This is a genomic window from Leifsonia sp. fls2-241-R2A-40a (assembly GCF_030209575.1).
Taxonomy (GTDB): domain Bacteria; phylum Actinomycetota; class Actinomycetes; order Actinomycetales; family Microbacteriaceae; genus Leifsonia.
Map to the genome: position 1 here is coordinate 221827 of NZ_JARVRS010000001.1, position 20490 is coordinate 242316.

Below are 20490 nucleotides of genomic sequence, written 5' to 3' on the forward strand. Positions count from 1 at the left end.
GGCATGAGCGAGACCAGGGACTACGACGTCATCGTGATCGGCGCCGGGGCGGTGGGCGAGAACGTCGCCGATCGCGCCGTGCAAGGTGGCCTGCGGACGGTCATCGTCGAAGCCGAGCTCGTCGGCGGCGAGTGCTCGTACTGGGCCTGCATGCCGTCGAAGACGCTGCTGCGCAGCGGCGCGCTGCTGCGGGCCGCGCAGAAGGTCGGAGGCACCCGGGAGGCGGTGACCGGCCCGCTCGACGTCGCGGCGGTCCTCAAGCGGCGCGACGACATGACGAGCAATTGGAACGACTCCGGCCAGGTGGAATGGCTCGACGGCGCGGGGATCGACCTCGTGCGCGGCTGGGCCGTCATCACCGCACCGCGCGAGGTCACGGTCACCGCCGAGGACGGCACCGTGACGGTGCTGCGGGCGAAGCACGCGGTCTCCGTGTCCACGGGATCGGCCGCGCTGCTGCCCGACATCCCCGGGCTCCGCGAGAGCGAGCCCTGGTCGAGCCGCGAGGCCACCAGCGCGCAGCGCGTACCGGTCTCCCTCGCCATTCTGGGCGGCGGCGTCGTCGCGACGGAGATGGCGACCGCGTACGCCGGCTTCGGCACCGAGGTGCACCTGCTCGCCCGCAGCGGTCTGCTGAGCGGCGACGAGCCGTTCGCCGGCGAGATGGTGACCGAGTCGTTGAAGAAGCTGGGCGCCACCGTCCACCTCGATACGGAGCCTGAGCGGGTCGAGCGAACGGACGACGAAGGCTTCCGCATCCACCTGGACGACGGCACCGTGGTGGAGACCGAGGAGTTCCTCGTCGCCACCGGCCGGCTCCCCCGCACCTCCGGCCTCGGGCTCGACGCCTTCGGCCTGGAGGACGGCGCTTGGCTGAACGTGGACGACAGCATGCGCGTCCTGGGCTCTGACGGGAAGCCCGTCGACGGCGGCTGGCTGTACGGCGTCGGAGACGTCAACCACCGCGCCCTGCTCACCCACCAGGGCAAGTACCAGGCGCGTGCCGCGGGCGACGCGATGGCGGCGCGGGCCAAGGGCCACGAGGTCTCGTTGGAGCCGTGGGGCACGTTCGTCGCGACCGCCGACCACCAGGCCGTGCCGCAAGTCACCTTCACCGACCCCGAGGTGGCGTCGGTCGGGCTGACCGCCGCACGTGCCGAGAAGGCCGGGTATCGCATCCGCGTGGTCGACTACTCGATCGGGAGCGTGTCGGGCGCCCACGTCGTGGCCGACGGCTACGAAGGCAAAGCGCGCATGGTGGTGGACGAGGACCGCGGCGTCGTGCTCGGCGTCACCTTCGTCGGGCAGGACGTGGGCGAGCTGCTGCACTCCGCCACCGTCGCGGTCGTCGGGGAGGTGCCGCTCGACCGGCTGTGGCACGCGGTCCCCTCGTACCCGACGATCAGCGAAGTCTGGCTGCGCCTGCTCGAGGGCTACGGGCGGCCGGCGCTGTGACGGGGTTCGACCGCGCGGGGTTCGACCGAACGGGGTTCGACCGAACGGTGCTCGGCCGCCTCCTCCTCGACTCCCCGATCAGCCGGCTGGGCTACCTCTACGCCACCGCGGTCGCGCTGGTGTGGGGCTTCGTGTGGAGCACCGGACGTATCGAGCGGCGCGACGGGCTCATCGTCTTCCGCGGAATGCCGAAGGCGATGTTCGGCCGCGGCGGATCGTGCGTCGGCGGCGTCTACCTGACCGACCACAACGTGACGGACGACGTGCTGGAGCACGAGGCCGTCCACAAACGGCAGTGGCAGCGCTACGGGATGCTGTTCCCGTTGCTCTACTCCGTGGCGGGCCGCGACCCGCTGCGCAACCGGTTCGAGATCGAGGCGGGCCTCGAGAAAGGCGGGTACCGATGACGCGCACGGTCATCCTCACCGGAGCGAGTTCCGGGATCGGCGTGGTCGCCGCCGAGCAGCTGGCCGCCGGTGGCGACGACGTCGCCGTCGTCGGGCGCAACCCCGAGCGCACGCGCGCGGTGGCCGAGCGCATCGGTGCGACGCCGTTCCTCGCCGACTTCGAACGGCTCGACGACGTGCGGGCACTCGCGGCCGCGCTGCTCGACCGGTACGAGACGATCGACGTCCTGGCGAACAACGCCGGCGGGCTGTACCACGACCGCGAGCTGACGGTGGATGGGCACGAGCGCACGATCCAGGCGAACCACCTGGCGCCGTTCCTGCTCACGGCACTGCTGCGGCCGCGCCTGCTGGAGACCGCGGCGTCCGGGCGGGAGGTGCGGGTGATCTCGACAGCGAGCAACGCGAACCGCTTCGGAAGCCTCCGCATCGACGACCTCGACTGGGAGAAGCGTCCGTGGCAGGGCGGCTGGCGGGCGTACGGCACGGCGAAGCTCGCGACCATCCTGTTCGCCGCGGAGCTCGCCGAGCGGCTGACGGGGACGGGCGTGAGCGCCTACTCGGTCCACCCGGGCGTCATCGCGACCAACTTCGGGAACTCGTCGCCGCTGATCCGCCTCGGGCATCTCCTCACCCGGAGCACGTTCGGGATCCCGGTGACGGAGGGCGCGGCCCCGCTGCTGTTCCTCGCCGGTCCGGTGCCCGTCGGTGCGCCGAGCGGCACCTACTTCGACCGCCTCACGGCCAACGGACGGGTGAACCCGCAGGCGCAGAATGCGCAGCTCGGACGCGACCTGTGGGCCGCGAGCGAGCAGCTCGTGGGACTCGACGTCCCGGCCTGAGCGGGGCCGGCGGCATCCAGTTGGCGCAACACGCCGTCACGCACTCACGCGAGACGGCGTGTTGCGTCTATCTCGGGGGTCCGCAGAAACCTCCACCAGTGCTCCGTCATGACCTCCCGGTTTCTGCGTCTGTAAGGGTACAAGGACCTATTCGTCCTTCGCGAGTAAGGGACACCGACCGTTCCGGCCTACCGGGTGACGGACACGTCCATTTCGTTCGATGTGAGAACGAAAGGGAGACCTCGTGAAGAAGTCTCGTGTTTTGATATCAACCGCCACGCTGGCAGGTGCCTGCATCGTCGGCGCCGGCCTGACTGGTTTTGCTACGCAGGACGCGGCAGAGATCAACGCAGTGGATGCGGTAGCCGCGATCCAAGGCGTCGCGCCGGAGTCGTTTTCCAGCCTGGCAGCGGTTCGAAGCGACAGTGACACCGCTGCGGCGGCTACCCTTCCGGGCGGGTCGGTCGAAGTCGCCGTTGATCCTGCCGACGGCGTCTCGCTCGGGGACTCGGTGCACATCGGATTGCCGTTCGCACAGCAGGCGTCCGATGCCGCCGATTCGCAGCTTCCGGGCGTGGTGGCGTTCGACAACAAAAACGGCTCAACCACAGTCCCGGTCATTCATTCCGACGGCACCGTGCAGATCAACACTGTGATCGACAACGCCGACGCTCCGAAGCGGTACGACTACCCGATCGCCATACCCGAGGGAGCATCCCTCCAGCAGGACGCCAACGGTACCGTTGCGGTGGTGACTGCGGACGGGTCGCCGCTGCGCGTCTTCGGTGAGGCCTGGGCGAAGGACGCCCACGGGGCGGCCGTACCCACACACTACGAGGTGCGCGGGAACACTCTCACGCAGGTGGTCGACTTCTCCGAGGCGACGGCTTTTCCTGTCGTTGCTGACCCGTCAACGGGCGTGTACTCGTGGAACTGCATCCTGCAGAACGGGAGCAACTATTGGCTTGCGCCGGGTTCCCTGCTGGGCAACTGCAAAGGCAGCTACCTGAAGAAGTACATCAACGGCAAGCAAGTACAGTCGGTTCCGCTGACTGGTTATGGGAAGCCCGCCAACCCGGCGGCTTTCGGCACGTGGGAATGTCTGGTGTCTTTGGCGTGGGCGGGCTTCTCGATCTACGGCCCGGGCAAGTTCGTGAAGTTTGCCTCGGGCGCGTTCGGTTATGTGCTTGCGCAGTCCATCCCGACGAGCATCACCAGTTGTCGCGGCTGACTACCACCCCGGAAGAGTGGAGCATAAGCATGGGTAGCCTTCCACGTTGGGTTCGATGGGCTTTCGGGCGGCCTCGCATCATCCACGTGGTGCTGGCGGGGATCCTCGGCGCAACGTGCGGCGCCCTCGGCGTGAGCTACGCCATCCGCGGCCTTCCGAACTGGTGGCTGTGGTTTCTGGCCACTCTCTGGGCCTGGGCCGTCGCCGGGGTCTACCTGTTCATCGCGCTGCGGGATCGTCGGGACAGGACGGGCGCGTACGGGCCACCTGCTCCTCACCGCAACGACGGCGACTGAACAACCCCGACGGTGCGCATCGCTCTGCGCCCCGCCCGGCCGGCGGCATCTAGTTGGCGCGACACGCCGTCGTGCGTGGTCGTCTGGCGGCGTGTTGCGTCCTGTGGATGCGTTGGGCTAGCGGGACGCGGGGACGGAGATCGCCTCGGGCGACATGCCGACCGGGCCGACGAGGTGCTCACGCACCTCCGAGGTCAGCGTGAAGCCGCCCGTGACGATCGCGCGGGTCTCGCCCGGTCCGTCGCAGAGCATCTCGTCGCACCAGGCGCGGACTGCGCGGGCGCCGGCGTCGCCAGGCGCGCAGCGCTCCCCCGTGCCCGGGCGGCCGCTGCGGCGCGACCGCGCCAGCCAGGTGACCGTCATGCGCAGCGGCGTCGGGAGGGCGACGACCTGATCCGCGTCCTCGACCTCGACGAACACGCGGCCGCGGGCGCACAGCGGGAGGAGCGCGAGTTCCGCCTCCAGCTCCGTGAGCGAGCCCTCGTCGCCGACGACCAGGAACTGCACGCGGTCGTCGACATGGGCGGTGGAAGCGGTGTGGGTGGCGTGGTCGGGACGGTACATGACGCCACGAGTATAGGTGAGCCTTACCTCATCGCTCGCACCTCGGGGTTCATCCACAGGCTGTCCGCATCCCTTCCCGAGGTCGGCCGTTCGCGGCATGATCGAACCATGCGACCCACCGCCTCGTCCCCGATCGCCCCGATGCTCGCGAAGGCGGTTCCAGCCGTCCCCGAGCCGGAGAGCGTGGCGGGCGGCCTCAGCTACGAGCCGAAGTGGGACGGGTTCCGTGCCATCGTCTACGCCGAGGGCGAGGGGTCGGTCGAGTCGGTTGAGATCGGCAGCCGCGGCTCCAAGATGCTGACGCGGTACTTCCCCGAACTCGTGGAGGCGTTCCGCCGCATCCTTCCCGGGCCGTGCGTCCTCGACGGCGAGATCGTGGTGCCGACGGGCGAGCCAGGGAACCAGCGGCTCGACTGGGAGGCGCTGTCGCAGCGCATCCACCCCGCCGCCAGCCGGGTGAAGCTGCTGTCCGAGCAGACCCCTGCGACCTTCGTCGCGTTCGACCTGCTCGCGATCGGCGACGAGTCGTACGTCGACCGGCCGTTCTCGGAGCGGCGCGCCGCGCTGGAGGAGTTCGCCGGCGGCCTCGCGGACCCGATCGAGCTGACCCGCACGACGACGGATGTGGACCTCGCGCGGCGCTGGCTGGTCGAGTTCGAGGGGGCCGGGCTCGACGGCGTCGTGGCCAAGCCGTTCGCGGGCGTCTATGCGCCCAACAAGCGGACGATGCTCAAGATCAAGCACCACCGGACGGCGGACGTCGTCGCCCTCGGCTACCGCATCCACGCCAGCGGCCGGGGTGTCGGCTCCCTGCTCGTCGGGCTGTACGGCGACGACGGCGAGCTGCGCAACGTCGGCGGTGTGTCCGCGTTCAGCGACGCCCGGCGCCTGGAGCTCATCGACGAGTTGGAGCCCCTGGTCGAGCGGGATGAGGACGGCCAAGCGGTCAAGGGCGCCACCGACCGGAGCCGTTTCTCGTCCAGCAAGGACGTCTCGTTCGTGCGCCTGCGACCCGAGCGCGTGCTGGAGGTGCGCTACGACCAGATGGAAGGGATGCGGTTCCGCCACACCGCGCAGTTCGAGCGCTGGCGTCCCGACCGCGAGGCCCGCTCCTGCACCTTCGAGCAGCTCGACCGTCCGATCGCCTACGACCTCGGCGACGTGCTGACCTGAGGCGCGTGGGCGCCGCGGCGAAGCCAACGTCGGATGCGCAGGCTCACATCTCCGACGGCCCGCGGCGTGCGGCGGGCCGCCCGCGCTACGCCTTCTTCGCGCGGCTGGGTTGCACGCGCGGCGGCTCGCCCGGCATCTTCGGGTAGTCGGGCGGGAACGGCAGTTCGCCGAGGCCGTTCTCCAGGTCCCGTTCCCACCAGCCGAGGAGCGCGTCGATCGTCCCGGGGTCCGCACCGAAGTGCTCCCACGGGTCACCGAGGGTGCGCAGGCGCTCCGGCATGGTCAGCACGGTGAACTGCTCCGGCGAGACGTGCTCCAGCTCGTCCCAGGTGATCGGCGCGGAGACCGAGGCGTGGGGCAGCGCACGCGGACTGTACGCTCCGGCCATCGTGCGGTCACGGTTGGCCTGGTTGAAGTCCACGAAGACGCGTTCGCCGCGCTCCTCCTTCCACCAGGCGGTGGTCACCCGGTCGGGCATCCGCCGCTCCAGCTCGCGCGCGGCGGCGATGACCGCGTGCCGAACATCGAGGAACTCGCGCTGGGGAACGATCGGGGCGAAGACATGGAGTCCGCGGTTGCCCGAGGTCTTGATGAAGGCGGTCAGTCCGGCCTCCTGCAGCACCTTCCGCAGCTCGATCGCGGGAGCGACGGCCTCCGCGAAGCCCGTGCCGGGCTGGGGGTCCAGGTCGATGCGCAGCTGGTCGGGGTTGTCGGAGTCCTCCGCGCGCGACGGCCAGGGGTGGAACACCACCGTGTTCATCTGCGCCGCCCACACCGCCGCGGCGGGCTCGTCGATGACGAGCTGCGGATGCGACCGCGCGCTCGGGTAGGTGACCGGCACCGACCGGACGTAGTCGGGCGTCCCGCGCGGCGGGTTCTTCGAGAAGAACTGCTCTCCGTCGATCCCCTCCGGGAAACGCTGCAGCGAGACCGGCCGGTCGCCGTTGGCGCGCACGAACGCCTCCCCGACCTCGACCAGGTAGTTCGCCAGGTCGAGCTTGGTGATCCCCGGCTCGGGGAAGATCACGCGGCCGGGACTGGAGATGCGCACCTCCCGGTCGCCGTGCGGACCCGGGACGGTGAGCACAACCGCGTCGCCTGCCATGGCACCACCGTACCGCCCGAACCGAGGGTGACGGCGATGTGAATTCCTTGTGGGATCGCGCGGGCCAGCTTGAGCGCGGCGGGAAGTGGGACAGAATGGCAGAGCGGGGCGCGCATCCGTGCCGACCGCGACCGAGGTCCTTCGAGAAGAGGTGCATGACCCTGAGGATCGTGAGCTACAACCTCCGCAAGCACGCGGCCAGCGGCGAATTGATGGGGATCGCGGAGACGTACGGCGTCGACGTGCTGTGTCTGCAGGAGGTCGACAGCGAGGCACTGCCCGAGCGTCTGCACGACCTGGTTCTTGCCGACACCACCCGGGCGAACCGGCTGGGTCTCGCCATCTACATCCGCGACGACCGGTACGAGATCCTGCACAGCCAGGTCTTCGCCGTGCAGAAGTCGCTGCACGACCGCGTGCTCGCACCGGCGAACGAGCGCCTGCTCGCGGTCCACCTGCGCGACCGCGACAACGGCGAGGACATCCTGGTCGGCTCGTTCCACGCCGCACCCCTCACGGCCCTCAACTCGCTGCGGCGCAAGCAGATCGCCGCCGCCCACGACGGGATGCGCTCCCTCTCCCCCGACACGCCCGCCGTCATGGTGGGCGACTTCAACTACCCGTGGTTCATCCGTGGGCTGGAGCGGCACCTCACCACGTCCGGCTACACGCTGAAGCGCACCACGCAGCCGACCTACCTGCGGTACAAGTTCTTCTCGGGCTACTTCGACTTCGTCACCTCCACCGGTTTCGAGATCGAGCGGGTGGATGTGCTGCCCGCGGGCGCCTCCGACCACCGCCCGATCCGGCTGGACGCCGAACTCGTCGCCTGACGTGCGCCGGCCGTCGGTCCGCCCTGGCAGGATGGGCACGTGACCGACGCCGTCCCCTCCGCCCTGCTCGTCATCGACCTGCAGAACGGCGTGCTGCCCGGCTGCTTCGACGCCGAGGGAGTGCTCGCCCGCACGATCGCCCTGGTCGACCGTGCCCGCTCCGCAGGGACCCCCGTGGTGTGGGTGCAGCACGAGGAGGACGGCATGGAGGAGGGCTCGGACGCCTGGCAGCTGGTCGACGGCCTGGTGCCCGCCGACGGCGAGCCGCGCATCCACAAGCACTACCGCGACGCGTTCGCCGACACCGAGTTGGATGAGGTGCTCGAGCGTCTCGACGTCGGGCGCCTGGTCGTCGCGGGCGCGCAGAGCGACTACTGCGTGCGGACCACCGCGCAGAGCGCCGCCGTCCGCGGCTTCGACGTGACGCTGGTGTCAGACGCGCACACCACGACCGACACCGAGTGGGACGGCGTGGAGGTCACCGGCCGCCAGATCGTGGCGCACACGAACCGCTACTTCGACGGCCTGCGCTATCCCGGCCAGCTGTTCGCTGCCGTCCCCGCCGCGGAGGTCGACCTCTAACGACGGGCACGCCCCGGGCGTACGGTGAGCACCATCCGACGGCGAGGTGGTGTCGATGGAGTTCCCGGGATGGCTGACCGGGTGGCTGGCCGGCGACGACTACACGATCGCGCGTGAGATCCTCGAGCGGGGTGTGGCGGCGCTGTACCTGGTCGCCTTCGTGTCGGCGGTGAACCAGTTCCCGGCGTTGCTCGGCGACAACGGGCTGCTCCCGGCGCGACGCTTCCTGCGGCACCCCTACGGGCGCAAGCAGCCGACGCTCTTCCGCCGGCGGTACTCCGACCGCCTGCTGCGGGCGGTGGCCTGGACGGGCGCCGGCCTGTCGGCCCTCATCGTCGCGGGGGTCGTCCAGCTCGCGCCGACCTACGTCTTCGTCCCGGTCCTCCTCATCGTCTGGTTCCTGTACCTCTCCATCGTGAACATCGGGCAGACCTTCTACGGCTTCGGCTGGGAGAGCCTGATCTGCGAGGCCGGGTTCGTCGTCGCCTTCCTGGGCGCGTGGGACACCGCTCCCCCGATCACCATCGTCTTCTTCGTGCGCTGGCTGGTGTTCCGGCTGGAGTTCGGGGCCGGGATGATCAAGATGCGCGGCGACCGGTCGTGGCGCGACCTCACCGCGCTGTACTACCACCACGAGACCCAGCCGATGCCGAACCCGGTGAGCCGGACCGCGCACCTGCTTCCGAAGTGGTTCCACCGGGTGGAGGTGCTGGGCAACCACTTCGCGCAGCTGATCGTGCCGTGGTTCCTGTTCGCCCCGCAGCCGGTCGCCGGCGTGGCCGCGGCCGTCATGATCCTGACGCAGCTGTGGCTCGTGATCACGGGCAACTTCGCGTGGCTCAACTGGATCACCATCGTCCTCGCCTTCGCCGGCATCAGCGACTCGGTCTTCTCCTGGCTGCTGGGCGGCCGGCCGGTCGGCGGGATCGGCGCGCCGGAGGTGCCGCTCTGGTACGCCGTCGTCGCCCTCGCCGCGACGGTGTTCCTGCTGGTGCTCAGCTGGCCGCCTCTCAAGAACCTGTTCTCGAGGCGTCAGCTGATGAACGCCAGCTTCAACCGGTGGCACCTGGTCAACGCCTACGGCGCTTTCGGGAGCGTGACGAAAGAGCGGTTCGAGGTGGTCGTCGAGGGCACCGCGGACGACCCGGGCGACCCGGCGGCGCAGTGGGCGGAGTACGGCTTCAAGGGGAAGCCCGGCGAGCCCCGCCGCGTGCCCCGCCAGTTCGCGCCGTACCACCTGCGGCTGGATTGGCTGATGTGGTTCCTCGCGCTCGGCTCGCGCGACTCCCCGTGGTTCGAGGTCTTCCTGCTGCGGCTGCTGGAGGCGGACCGCCCGACGCTGAAGCTGCTGCGCCACGATCCGTTCGCGGGAGAGCCGCCGCGGGCGATCCGGGCTCGGATGTTCCTGTACCGCTTCAGCACGCGCGCCGAGAAGCGCGAGACCGGCGACGTGTGGGTGCGCTCGGAGGTCGGCGACTTCGTCCCTCCGGTCAGCCTGCGCAGCGGCTAGTAGCCGGTGCGCTGCTCCTCGAGCTTCGCCAGGTCGCGCCAGATCAGCAGCTTCAGCCGTGCCGGCTTCTCCCGCTCGTAGTCGTCCTTCAGCGCCTCGGCTCCGGAGAACGCATCCAGCCCCGCCTCGATCGCCCGGCCGACCTCGTCCCAGGCGTCCGTGCGGCCGCGCTCGACGAGCGCATCCAGTTCCTCCGGCGAGTCGGCCTTCGCCCGCAGCGCGGTGGCCAGAGCGATGGCCGCATCCCGTCGCAGCCTCAGGTTGTCGACGTCCACCTTGCGGTAGTCGTGCGGGTGCATGGCGTCGCCGCCGAGCTGCTCCGCCGCCGCCAGCTCCTCCTCGATGCGGCCTGCTGCGACGCCCTGCTCGGACGCCAGCTCCCGCAGCATCGCCGCCGCCTCCATCGCGTGCATCATCGGATCGTACGAGTTGCCGTACTGGATGGTGTCGACGACGATGTGGTTCTTGACCGACATGCGCGTGGCGTATTCCGCGAGCAGCATGCCTTCCTCGACGGACTGGTCGAGGGTGGGCGCGACAGGCTCCGGCAGGGCGTCTTCATCGAACGGACGCGTGCGCGTCGTCTTCTCGACGCTCCTGCGGAACCACTTCGGCCAGCGCATGGAACTCCTCGAACCGGCGCCCGATCCGGCGCCTCCCTCCATTCTGTCCGATCGGGGGCGACGGGTCAGCGGCCGGCGAAGAATGCGTTCGCGCGGCGCGTGAAGAGCAGGATGAGGATGAGCGCGGACCACAGGATCTGGATGGTGCCGCTGACCAGCTGCAGCGTGAACAGCATCAGCACACCGTTGACGATGTCGATGATCATGACGACCGCCACGATCACGCGCGAGACCGAACTCCCGCGCAGCAGCCCGCGGGCGACGATGACCGTGACGATGCCGAGCAGGATCGAGATGATGGCCGCGGTGGTGATCCCCCCGATCGCCCCGGAGTTCGACCCGGCCATCTGGTCGCGGGTGAGCAGGATGATGACGCCGCCGATGATGTTCAGGATGCCGTTGATGTAGGTGAGGACGGCCACCAGCGTGACCGATCCGGGACGTGTCGCCATGTCGTCTCCTCTGCTTCGTCCGCCTGCGCTTCTCCGCCGGCCGGTTCACCCGGTAGCTTGGCGGATATGGCCGGTTACCGCTACGAGTTCGAGACGGAACTCTTCCGCTGGGCGTCGCGCCGGGAGCTCTGGGTGTTCGCCCGGCTTCCGCTGGACGTCTCGGAGGAGATCCGGTTGCAGCCGCATCCACCCGCCGGCTTCGACTCGGTGAAGGTGTCGGTGACGCTGGGCGGGTCGCGCTGGTCGACGTCGATCTTCCCGGAGTCGGACGGCAGCTACGTCGTTCCGATCAAGAGCTCGGTGCGCCGGACGGAGGGCGTCGAGCTCGGCGACCGCGTGCGGATCGGCGTCGAGACGCAGCTCTGAGGCGGGTCGCCCGGCTACTTCCCCGTCGACATGATCGTGTTGAGCGCGAGCACGATGACGAGGCCGTTGAAGAAGTAGCTCAGCACCGAGTGCCAGACGATGGTCCACCGCATCCGGGTGCTCCGCACCTCCACGTCGGAGGCGGCGAACGTGGTGCCGAGCGTGTAGGCGAAGTAGACGAAGTCGATGAACCGGGGATGGTCGGTGCCCGGGAACCGCAGCATCGGCTCGTCGGCCGACCAGAACCGCTGGTAGTAGATCTGCGCGAAGCCCCAGTGGAAGAACCCCCACGCGAGCAGCATCGCCCACACGCCGACGACATCCATCAGCGACCCGGTCTGGGGATCGTTGTGGGGTCCGAGCACCTCGAAGGCGGCGGTGAACCCGATGAGGCTGGCGAAGATCGTCGCGGTCATCGAGACGAGCCGGGCGATCCTCCCGGTCTCCCAGCGCGCCGGGCGGCGCCCGTCGACCGACGGCTGCTTCGCCACGCGTCCCAGCACGATCAGGGTGGTGATCTCGTACAGCGTGCCGATGGCGCACCAGATCCCGAGCAGGAGCAGAGTGGAGGCGTCGTCCTCGGCGAAGATCACGACCCACACGCCGACCACGATCATCACGAGCTGGACCATCAGGCTGGCGACGAAACCGACCACGACCGACGGCCGCCGTGCGGGCAGGGTCTGCGACATACCTGGATGCTAGCGGTGCGGGGCAGGATGGGAGTCGTGCAGCCGCTCCTCGTCGTCGCCGCCGTCCTCCGCGACGGCGGGCTCGTTCTCGCCTGCCGCCGCGCGCCCGGGAAGGACGCGGCCGGGCGCTGGGAGTTCCCCGGCGGCAAGGTGGAGCCGGGCGAGACGCCCGAGGCCGCGCTGGAACGGGAGATCCGGGAGGAGCTGGGGGTCGCGATCCGCGTCGGCGGCCTGATCGACCGCACGGTGACCGCGCGGGTGGACGGGCGCGACATCGACCTCGCCTGCTACGACTGCACGCTTCTCGCCGGACGACCGACGGCGAGCACGGATCACGACGAGCTGCGCTGGCTGCCCGTCGGCGAGCTCGCCGGTCTGGGGTGGGCGGACGCCGACCTCCCGGTGGTCCGGCTGCTGACGGCATCCACGGTGACACAGGAGGAGGACGCGTGAAGGCGCTGTACTACGAGCGGTTCGGCGGACCGGTGGAGGTCGCGCACCTCGCCGACCCGGAGACGCCCGACGGCGGCGCCGTCATCCGCGTGGAGGCGTCCGGCCTCTGCCGCAGCGACTGGCACGCCTGGGTCGGGCACGACGACTCGGTACGGCTGCCGCAGGTGCCCGGTCACGAGTTCGCGGGGGTCGTCGAGGCCGTCGGCACCGGCGTCACCCGCTGGCGGCCGGGCGACCGGGTGACCGCCCCGTTCGTGAACGGCTGCGGCGCGTGCGAGTGGTGCCGTGCGGGCGCTGCGCAGGTCTGCCCGAACCAGACGCAGCCCGGCTTCACGCACTGGGGATCGCACGCCGAACTCGTCGCCGTGCGGGCGGCGGACACCAACCTGGTGCGCCTGCCCGACGGCCTGGATGCGGACGCCGCCGCGGCGCTCGGCTGCCGGTTCGCGACGGCGTACCGCGCGTTGACGGCGCGAGCGCGCATCCAGCCCGGCGAATGGCTCGCCGTTTTCGGCGCGGGCGGGGTGGGCCTGAGCGCCGTGATGATCGCGTCGGCACTCGGCGCCCGCGTGGTGGCGGTCGACCGCTCGCCCGCCGCCCTGGAGCTGGCCGCGCGTCTGGGAGCCGAGCACACCCTGCTCGCCGGCGCGGATGCTCCCGAGCGCGTGCACGACCTGACCGGAGGCGGCGCTCACGCGACCATCGACGCGGTGGGCTCGGCCGACACCGCGACGGCGGGCATCCGCTCGCTGCGCCGTCACGGCCGGCACGTGCAGGTCGGCCTGCTCGCCACAGCGGTCCCGGAACTGCCCCTCGACCGCGTCATCGCGTGGGAACTGGATGTGCTGGGCAGCCACGGCATGGCGGCGGCGGACTACCCGGCCATGCTCGACCATGTCGCGGCCGGGCGGCTCCGCCCGCAGGACCTGGTCGGGCGGACGGTCGGCTTCACGGAGGCGGCCCGGCTGCTGGAGACGGCCGACACCGCGCCTCCGACGGGGATCGCGGTGCTGCATCCCGCGGGCTGAGACTGCGAGGATGAGGGCATGCGCATCGCCGATTATCCCCGCCCGGACACGGCCGCCGCACGCGCGGCCCTTGAGATCGCGACCGAGTACCACACACCGTCGCTGCTGAACCACGTGCAGCGCTCATGGCTGTGGGCCGAAGGCTTCGCGACCCTCCGCGGCCTCGACGCCGACCGGGAGCTGCTCTACGTGTCCGCGCTGCTGCACGATCTGGGGATCGTGCCGGAGTTCGACAACCACACGCTGGCGTACGAGGACGCGGCCGGGCACGTCGCGAAAGCGCTCACGGCGGGGGCGGGGTGGCCGGCGGAGCGCCGCGTCCGCGCCCACGAGGTCATCGTGCGGCACAACTGGCCCGAGGTCGACCCGGCGATGGATGCGGAGGGCCACTTGCTCGAGATCGCCACCGCCCTCGACATCTCCGGCGCGCGAGCCGACGAGTTGCCACTGGAGTTCCGCCGGGAGGTGCTCGGCGTCTACCCGCGCCTCGACCTCGCGGCCGAGTTCGGGGCGTGCGTCGCCGACCAGGCGGAGCGGAAGCCCGGCACCTCGGCACGGCGGCTGGTGGACGGCGGCGTGCAGCGCAAGCTCCGCGACAACCCGCTGGAACGTATCCTCGAAGGGTGACCGCCGACCCCCGCCCGACACTGCTGCCCGCCGGCGACTGGCGTGAGCGCGAGCGGGTCCACGCCGAGCGCGCCGATGCGCTCACGGCGGACCACCGCGAGCGTGCCGCCCGCGGTGAGAAGCACCCGGTGTGGGACTTCCTGTTCACGTACTACTCGTACTCGCCCGCGCAGCTGCGGCGGTGGCATCCCGGACCCGGCGTCGACCTGGAGGACGCGGCGACGGACGCCCGCGCCGCCTGGCGCTGGTACGTCGCCGGGGCGGCGCCCGGCTCGCTCACCGTCGACCGCGACGGCCTGGAGCGCGAGAAGGCGCCCCTCCTGAAAGGCGTTCGGCGCATCCTGGAGTCGACGGCGGCGCGTCCTGGGCGGTTCGGCTGCTTCGGCCTGCACGAGTGGGCGATGGTCTACCGGCAGGACGAGCACCGTCATCCCGTCCCCCTGCGACTCGGCCGCGACGGGACCGACGCCGTCGTCGAGGCGAACGAGCTGCGGTGCACGCACATCGACGCGTTCCGCTTCTTCACGCCGGATGCGGTGCCGCGCAACCGGTACGCACCGACCCGGGAGACCCAGCCGGAGCTGGAGCAGCCCGGCTGCCTGCACGCCGGGATGGATGTGTACAAGTGGGCCATGAAGCTGGGCCCGCTGGTGCCCGGCGAGCTGCTGCTGGACGCGTTCGAGCTGGCGCGCGACATCCGGCTGCTCGACATGCAGGCGTCGCCCTACGACATGCGCGCGTGGGGAGCCGAACCCGTCGCCATCGAGACCGCCGAGGGCAAGGCCGAGTACGTGCGGCGGCAGCGGGCGTTCGCCGAGCGGTCCAACGCGCTGCGTGCGCGCATCCTGACCGCCTGGCTCAGCGAGCAGCCCGCCGCCGCCTGACCGGTCAGCCCGTCGGCTTCGGTGTCGGAGTGGGCGTGGGCGTACTGCTCGCGCCCGGGCTGGGCGTGGATGAACTCTTCGCCTTGGTGCCGTTGCTGACGGTGATCGTCACCGGGTCGCCATCGCTGAGCGTCGCTCCCGCGGCGGGATCGCTGGCCGCGACCGTGCCGGCCGGCTGGTCGCTGTCGACCGGGGTCGGGTCGACCGTGACGTCCAAGCCGAGACCGTCGAGCAGCTTCTGGGCGACCTCCACGGGCTTGCCCGTCAGGTCGGGCATCGTGATCTCGTTCCCGTACAGCACCGCGTCCGTCGGCTCGGAGAAGTCGCTCCCGCCGTAGGTCGCGTTCAGCGCCTTGAGGATGGGCTTCGCGACCGAGAACTTCACGTTGCCGCCGCCGACGCCGTTGAAGTACAGCGAGCGCAGGGGCGTGTCCCCGGAGACGTTGCCGACCCAGGTCGCCGTCGCCACCTTCGTGGTCGAGGTGATGAGCCAGTTCTCGAGCGAGTCGTCCGTCGTGCCGGTCTTCGCCATGATCGGGACGTCGTCGTACGGGTTCGCGCTGGCGGCCGTTCCCCCGCCGCGGATGACGCCCTGCAGCGCGTAGGTGACGCCGGCCGCGATCTCCGGCTTGAGCCCCTGGGTGCAGGTCGACTTGCTGACCTTGTGCTCGGTCCCGTCGGCGTTGACCACACGGTCGATCGCGATCGGGGTGCAGACCGTGCCGTTGTTGGCGATGCCCGCGTAGGCGGTCGCCATCGTCAGCGGCGAGATGTAGTTGACGCCGAGGATCATCGCCGGCACCGAGGTCAGCGGGTTGCTCTTCGAAGCGGGATGCACGCCCAGCGCCTTCGCCGCATCCAGGATGGAGCACAGGTCGACCTCCGTGCCCATCTGAGCGAACGCCGTGTTGACCGACTCGGCCGTCGCCGCCATCACGGAGAGCCGGCTCGCCGATCCCTCGTCGTTGGACACCGGCCACGGCGGGCCGTCGATGTTCGCGCACGAGTTGGTGAAGTCCGAGGTCGGGAACAGGTGCCGCGACGCGTTGACCCTCTCGTAGAGGCTGTGCCCCGACTCGAGCCACGCGGCCAGGTCGAACGCCTTGAAGGTGGACCCGGTCTGGAAGCCCTGCGAGCCGCCGTAGTCCTCGTCGGTGTTGTAGTTCACTGCGGTCGTGCCGTCGATGGGAGTGTCCGTGTTGTTGAACTTGCGGTTCTGCACCATCGTGACGATGCGCCCTGTGCCCAGCTCCATCGCGACGTTCGATGCACCCAGGTCGATGTCGGGACGGGAGGCCGGGACATACGCGTTCAGCGACGCCTGCGCCACCTGCTGCAGGTCGAGGTTGAGCGTCGTGTAGATCTTCAAGCCCCCGCGGTTGAGGGTGCTGAAGCGCTCGTCCGCGGTCGCGCCGTAGGCGGGGTCGTTGAGGATGACGTCGCGCACGTAGTCGCAGAAGAACGCGGCGTTGAACTGCTGCGCGGCCGCGCATCCCTGGGTCGTCGGCGTGATCGTGGGCTTGATGGGCGCTGCCTTCGCCGCATCCCGCTGCTGCTTGGTGATCGTGTGCGTGACGTACATGCGGTCGAGCACGTAGTCGCGGCGCTCCTTGGTGAGGGCGTAGCCGTTCGCGGCGCCGTTGTCCTTGTTGTCCGGCTGGTCGATGCGCAGGTTGGCCGGGTTGTTCAGGATGGCCGCGAGGGTCGCCGCCTGCGTGAGGTCGAGCTTCGTCGCCGTGGTGCCGAAGTAGTACTGCGCGGCCGCCTGCACGCCGTACACGGTTCCGCCGAAGCCGACGACGTTCAGGTAGCCGGTGAGGATGTCCTTCTTGCTGTAGGTCTTCTCCACCTGGACGGCGTAGCGCATCTCCTGCACCTTGCGCTGCAGAGTGACGCCCGCTGCGTCCGCGTAGCAGGCCTGCACCTTCTTCTGGCTGGTCAGGGCCTCGCACTTCTCGACTTCGACGTTCTTCACGTACTGCTGGGTGATCGAGGACCCGCCCTGCACGTCGCCGCCCGCCACGGTCGAGACGGCACCGCGGAGGGTGCCCCAGATGTCGACGGCGCCCTCCGAGTAGAAGCGCGGGTCCTCGGCCGAGACCGTCGCATCCTTCATCGTCTGGGCGATCTGATCCCAGGCGACGTCCTGCCGGTTCTGCGCGTAGAAGGTCGCGATCGGCACATCCTGGCCGCCCTGCTTGGCGAAGACGGTCGAGTTCTGGGCGAACTGCTGGATGTGCAGGTTCGCCGGAAGCGCGTTGAAGTCGCTGACACCGGCGGCCGCCGTCACGCCGACGCCGAGGAACCCGGGCAGCAGGAACAGCGAGCTCAGCACGGCGGCGACGAGCGCCAACCCGAGGAACTGCGCGATCAGCCCGCCGCGGGTGCGCGCGGGCTTCAACTCGAAACGCTTGACAGGCTCCAGCCGCTCGTCGAGTGCGGCCAGGCGGGGATTGCGGGGTCGATCGGAAGCGGGCACGCTTTCCAGACAATCAGGACAGCCTGAATGAGTCCAGGGGGCGGCATGTGCGCCGGTGTGGAGACGTTCAGGATGCGTACGTCGGCGGGCGCGCCCGCGGACCTAGTTGACGCAACACGCCGTTGGGCGAGGTGCCGCGACGGCGTGTTGCGTCAACTAGGTGCTCGGGGTGCCCGGATGCACGAAGGCGCCGGTCCTGCGGATAGGACCGGCGCCTTACGGGACGGGACGGGACGGGACGGGACGGGACGGGACGGGACGGGTTACGCCGCGAGCGGCAGCGCCGTGGCGGCTGCGGTGACCCGCAGCTCGCCGTCGGCGTCAACGGTCACGCGGCCGCCCTCGGCGAGCTCGCCGCTGACCATCAGCTCCGCGATGCGGTCGTCGACCTCGCGCTGGATCACGCGGCGGAGCGGACGGGCGCCGTACTCGGGCTCGTAGCCGGCCTCCGCGATCCAGGCGACCGCCGCATCCGTCACCTCGAAGGCGATCTCTCGGGCGGACAGCCGGGAGGCGGTCGCGTTCAGCAGCAGGCGGACGATGTCGCGCAGCTGCTCGGCGTCCAGCTTCCGGAACAGCACGATCTCGTCGATGCGGTTCAGGAACTCGGGACGCATCGCCTCACGGAGCTTGCCCATCACGCGGTCGCGGATGTCCTTCTCCGAGGCGAAGCCGTCCGAGCCGGCCGGCACGAAGCCGAGCGCGCCGGAACGGGACGCCAGGAACTCCGAACCCAGGTTCGAGGTCATGATGACGACCGTGTTGCGGAAGTCGACCGTGCGGCCCTGGCCGTCGGTGAGGCGTCCGTCGTCGAGCACCTGCAGCAGCAGGTTGAACACGTCCGGGTGGGCCTTCTCGATCTCGTCGAACAGGATCACCGAGTACGGGTTGCGGCGCACGCGCTCGGTCAGCTGACCGGCCTCGTCGTAGCCGACGTATCCGGGAGGGGCACCGACCAGACGAGCGACCGTGTGGCGCTCGCCGAACTCGCTCATGTCGAACCGCAGCATGGCCTTCTCCGAGCCGAACAGCGAGGTCGCGAGCGACTTCGCCAGCTCGGTCTTGCCCACGCCCGTCGGTCCGAGGAAGAGGAAGCTTCCGACCGGACGGCCCTCGTCGCCGAGGCCCGTGCGGTTGCGCCGGACGGCCTTCGCCACCGCGACGACCGCGTCGTCCTGACCGATCACGCGCTCGTGCAGCTCCGACTCGAGGCGCGCGAGGCGCTCACGGTCGGCCTGGCCGACACGGGACACCGGGATGCCGGTGGCACGCGAGACGATCGCTGCGATCTCGGGCTCGCCGACCACCGCATCCACTCGCGGTGCGGAGCTCAGCTCGTCCAGCGAACGCTGCACGGACTCGATCTCGTCGCGCAGGCGCGACGCCTCCTCGTAGTGCTCGGCCGCGACGGCGGAGTTCTTCTCGGACTCCAGCGTGGCCAGGCGCTCCATGAGAGCGGAGGTGTCGACGCGCTTGCCCAGCGACAGGCGCAGGCGCGCGCCGGCCTGGTCGATCAGGTCGATCGCCTTGTCGGGCAGGAAGCGGTCGGAGATGTAGCGGTCGGACAGCTCGACGGCGGCACGCAGTGCGTCCTCCGTGTAGCGGACGCCGTGGTGCTCCTCGTACGCGCCGCGGAGGCCGTCGAGGATGAGCACGGCGTCGTCCACCGAGGGCTCGCCGACCGTCACCGGCTGGAAGCGGCGCTCCAGCGCCGGGTCCTTCTCGATGCGGCGGTACTCCTTCAGCGTGGTCGCGCCGACCAGGTGCAGGTCGCCGCGGGCAAGGCGCGGCTTGAGGATGTTGCCGGCGTCCATGCCGCCGGACTCGCCGGACCCTCCGGCGCCGACAACGGTGTGCAGCTCGTCGATGAACACGATCAGCTCGTCCTTGCCGGCGCTGATCTCGTCCATCAGGTTGGTGAGCCGCTCTTCGAAGTCGCCGCGGTACCGGGTCCCTGCGACCATCCCCGCGAGGTCGAGCGATACGACCTTCTTGTCCTGCAACTGCTCGGGCACGTCGCCGGCCACGATCGCGCGGGCCAGGCCCTCGACGATCGCGGTCTTCCCGACGCCCGCCTCGCCGACCAGCACCGGGTTGTTCTTGGTGCGGCGGGAGAGGATCTCGACAGTCTGGTCGATCTCGTCCAGCCGACCGATGACCGGGTCGAGCCGGCCGTCCCGCGCGAGGGCGGTCAGGTCGGTGCCGAACTGGTCGAGCATCGGGGTGTCGGAGGTGGATGCGGCCGCCTGGCCGGCGGGCTCGCCGCCGCCCACGGTGGCGCTCTGACGCATGGCGTCGGTGAGCGACTCCGGGGTGACTCCGGCGGCCTGCAGCACGCGGCCGGCGGGCGCGTCGCGCCCGATCACGAGCGCGAAGAAGAGGTGCTCGGGGTCGATGTACGTCGAGCCGGAGGCCTGCGCCACCTGGTAGGCGTGGAAGAGGGCGCGCTGCAGCGGTCCGGTGATGGATGCGCCGTCGGCGTGGATCTCGTCGCCCGCGGCGGGCAGGCGCTGCTCGGCCGCCTCCGCGACCCGCTCGGGGTCGACGCCGATGCGGCGCATGGCGTCGGAGGCCGGCTCCTGCACCGCCATCACGCGGAGGACGTGCAGGGCGTCGAGCTCGCTGTGCCCGTGCTCGAGCGCGAAGCGGCCGGCCTCGGCCAGCAGCTCCTGGGTGCGCCGGCTGAGGAAGCGGCTGATGTCGATAGAGCGTGCGTTCCGCGCGCGCTCGCCCGCAAGGTACCGCGCGAGGAACTCGTCGAACGAGTTGGCGCTGTCACCGTCGGGAGTGAAGTTCTCAGGCACGTGTTCTCCTGTTTCTCAAAGTTGAGCCTTGTGCACTCAAGTCCAACGCAGGAGGGACGTGGTTATTCCCGAGGGTGAGAAGAG

At 70.2% G+C, this 20490-nt stretch carries 21 protein-coding genes; 14 read left to right on the forward strand and 7 right to left on the reverse strand.

What is annotated here, in order from left to right; genetic code table 11:
- The first annotated feature begins 3 nt into the window (after positions 1-3).
- The 5 genes from QRN40_RS01110 (at position 4) to QRN40_RS01130 (ending at position 4231) form a co-directional block, all read left to right on the forward strand.
- A complete protein-coding gene (locus tag QRN40_RS01110; protein ID WP_285113643.1) occupies positions 4-1455 on the forward strand; it encodes a dihydrolipoyl dehydrogenase family protein in 1452 nt (483 codons plus the stop codon).
- A complete protein-coding gene (locus tag QRN40_RS01115; protein ID WP_285113644.1) occupies positions 1452-1862 on the forward strand; it encodes a Fe-S oxidoreductase in 411 nt (136 codons plus the stop codon). Before QRN40_RS01110 ends, QRN40_RS01115 begins: the two co-directional genes overlap by 4 nt.
- A complete protein-coding gene (locus QRN40_RS01120) occupies positions 1859-2704 on the forward strand; it encodes an SDR family NAD(P)-dependent oxidoreductase (RefSeq protein ID WP_285113645.1) in 846 nt (281 codons plus the stop codon). The genes QRN40_RS01115 and QRN40_RS01120 overlap by 4 nt, the downstream gene beginning before the upstream one ends.
- A gap of 244 nt (positions 2705-2948) precedes the next feature.
- A complete protein-coding gene (locus QRN40_RS01125; protein ID WP_285113646.1) occupies positions 2949-3935 on the forward strand; it encodes a hypothetical protein in 987 nt (328 codons plus the stop codon).
- Positions 3936-4021: 86 nt separating this feature from the next.
- Positions 4022-4231 (forward strand): hypothetical protein, encoded by a 210-nt coding sequence (locus QRN40_RS01130; protein WP_285113647.1) that lies wholly within the window; start codon positions 4022-4024, stop codon positions 4229-4231.
- Positions 4232-4348: 117 nt separating this feature from the next.
- Here QRN40_RS01130 and QRN40_RS01135 read toward each other — a convergent pair whose 3' ends face one another.
- A complete protein-coding gene (locus QRN40_RS01135; protein WP_285113648.1) occupies positions 4349-4795 on the reverse strand; it encodes an SIP domain-containing protein in 447 nt (148 codons plus the stop codon).
- Between the two features lie 108 nt (positions 4796-4903).
- On the opposite strand from QRN40_RS01135, the gene QRN40_RS01140 reads away from it, so the two are divergent.
- Positions 4904-5968, forward strand: a complete 1065-nt coding sequence (locus QRN40_RS01140) for an ATP-dependent DNA ligase (protein WP_285113649.1) — start codon at positions 4904-4906, stop codon at positions 5966-5968.
- 85 nt (positions 5969-6053) lie between these two features.
- On the opposite strand, the gene ligD is transcribed toward QRN40_RS01140, so the two are convergent.
- Positions 6054-7073, reverse strand: coding sequence for a non-homologous end-joining DNA ligase (ligD, locus tag QRN40_RS01145; protein WP_285113650.1), 1020 nt, complete (start codon positions 7071-7073; stop codon positions 6054-6056).
- A gap of 155 nt (positions 7074-7228) precedes the next feature.
- On the opposite strand from ligD, the gene QRN40_RS01150 reads away from it, so the two are divergent.
- From QRN40_RS01150 to QRN40_RS01160, 3 genes are read left to right on the forward strand one after another with little or no spacing between them, the layout of a single operon-like run.
- Positions 7229-7906, forward strand: coding sequence for an endonuclease/exonuclease/phosphatase family protein (locus tag QRN40_RS01150; RefSeq protein ID WP_285113651.1), 678 nt, complete (start codon positions 7229-7231; stop codon positions 7904-7906).
- 39 nt (positions 7907-7945) lie between these two features.
- Positions 7946-8488: a cysteine hydrolase family protein gene (locus tag QRN40_RS01155; RefSeq protein WP_285113652.1), complete on the forward strand. Its 543-nt coding sequence runs from the start codon at positions 7946-7948 to the stop codon at positions 8486-8488.
- Between the two features lie 55 nt (positions 8489-8543).
- Entirely contained in the window at positions 8544-9998 is a 1455-nt protein-coding gene (locus QRN40_RS01160; RefSeq protein WP_285113653.1) for a lipase maturation factor family protein, read from the forward strand.
- Here the strand turns inward: QRN40_RS01160 and QRN40_RS01165 are convergent.
- The gene (locus QRN40_RS01165; protein WP_285113654.1) at positions 9995-10621 is read right to left on the reverse strand and encodes a hypothetical protein; all 627 of its coding nucleotides are present in this window, start codon (positions 10619-10621) and stop codon (positions 9995-9997) included. The two genes, QRN40_RS01160 and QRN40_RS01165, sit on opposite strands and share 4 nt — an antisense overlap.
- Before the next feature lie 65 nt (positions 10622-10686).
- Positions 10687-11073, reverse strand: a complete 387-nt coding sequence (locus QRN40_RS01170) for a DUF7144 family membrane protein (RefSeq protein WP_285113655.1) — start codon at positions 11071-11073, stop codon at positions 10687-10689.
- 66 nt (positions 11074-11139) lie between these two features.
- On the opposite strand from QRN40_RS01170, the gene QRN40_RS01175 reads away from it, so the two are divergent.
- Positions 11140-11439: a DUF1905 domain-containing protein gene (locus QRN40_RS01175; RefSeq protein WP_285113656.1), complete on the forward strand. Its 300-nt coding sequence runs from the start codon at positions 11140-11142 to the stop codon at positions 11437-11439.
- A gap of 14 nt (positions 11440-11453) precedes the next feature.
- Here the strand turns inward: QRN40_RS01175 and QRN40_RS01180 are convergent, their stop codons facing one another.
- A complete protein-coding gene (locus QRN40_RS01180; RefSeq protein ID WP_285113657.1) occupies positions 11454-12131 on the reverse strand; it encodes a DUF1345 domain-containing protein in 678 nt (225 codons plus the stop codon).
- A 27-nt stretch (positions 12132-12158) separates the two neighbouring features.
- Here QRN40_RS01180 and QRN40_RS01185 point away from each other — a divergent pair, with 27 nt between their 5' ends.
- The 4 genes from QRN40_RS01185 to QRN40_RS01200 are packed head-to-tail and all read left to right on the forward strand — an operon-like array spanning position 12159 to position 15123.
- Positions 12159-12584: a (deoxy)nucleoside triphosphate pyrophosphohydrolase gene (locus tag QRN40_RS01185; RefSeq protein ID WP_285113658.1), complete on the forward strand. Its 426-nt coding sequence runs from the start codon at positions 12159-12161 to the stop codon at positions 12582-12584.
- Positions 12581-13612 (forward strand): zinc-binding dehydrogenase, encoded by a 1032-nt coding sequence (locus tag QRN40_RS01190; RefSeq protein WP_285113659.1) that lies wholly within the window; start codon positions 12581-12583, stop codon positions 13610-13612. The genes QRN40_RS01185 and QRN40_RS01190 overlap by 4 nt, the downstream gene beginning before the upstream one ends.
- A gap of 18 nt (positions 13613-13630) precedes the next feature.
- Positions 13631-14239: an HD domain-containing protein gene (locus tag QRN40_RS01195; protein WP_285113660.1), complete on the forward strand. Its 609-nt coding sequence runs from the start codon at positions 13631-13633 to the stop codon at positions 14237-14239.
- Positions 14236-15123 (forward strand): NUDIX hydrolase, encoded by an 888-nt coding sequence (locus tag QRN40_RS01200; RefSeq protein ID WP_285113661.1) that lies wholly within the window; start codon positions 14236-14238, stop codon positions 15121-15123. The genes QRN40_RS01195 and QRN40_RS01200 overlap by 4 nt, the downstream gene beginning before the upstream one ends.
- A gap of 4 nt (positions 15124-15127) precedes the next feature.
- On the opposite strand, the gene QRN40_RS01205 is transcribed toward QRN40_RS01200, so the two are convergent.
- Complete coding sequence (locus QRN40_RS01205) at positions 15128-17602, reverse strand: penicillin-binding protein (RefSeq protein ID WP_285113662.1); 2475 nt, start codon at positions 17600-17602, stop codon at positions 15128-15130.
- A 263-nt stretch (positions 17603-17865) separates the two neighbouring features.
- Positions 17866-20406: an ATP-dependent Clp protease ATP-binding subunit gene (locus tag QRN40_RS01210; protein WP_285113663.1), complete on the reverse strand. Its 2541-nt coding sequence runs from the start codon at positions 20404-20406 to the stop codon at positions 17866-17868.
- Between the last annotated feature and the right edge of the window lie 84 nt (positions 20407-20490).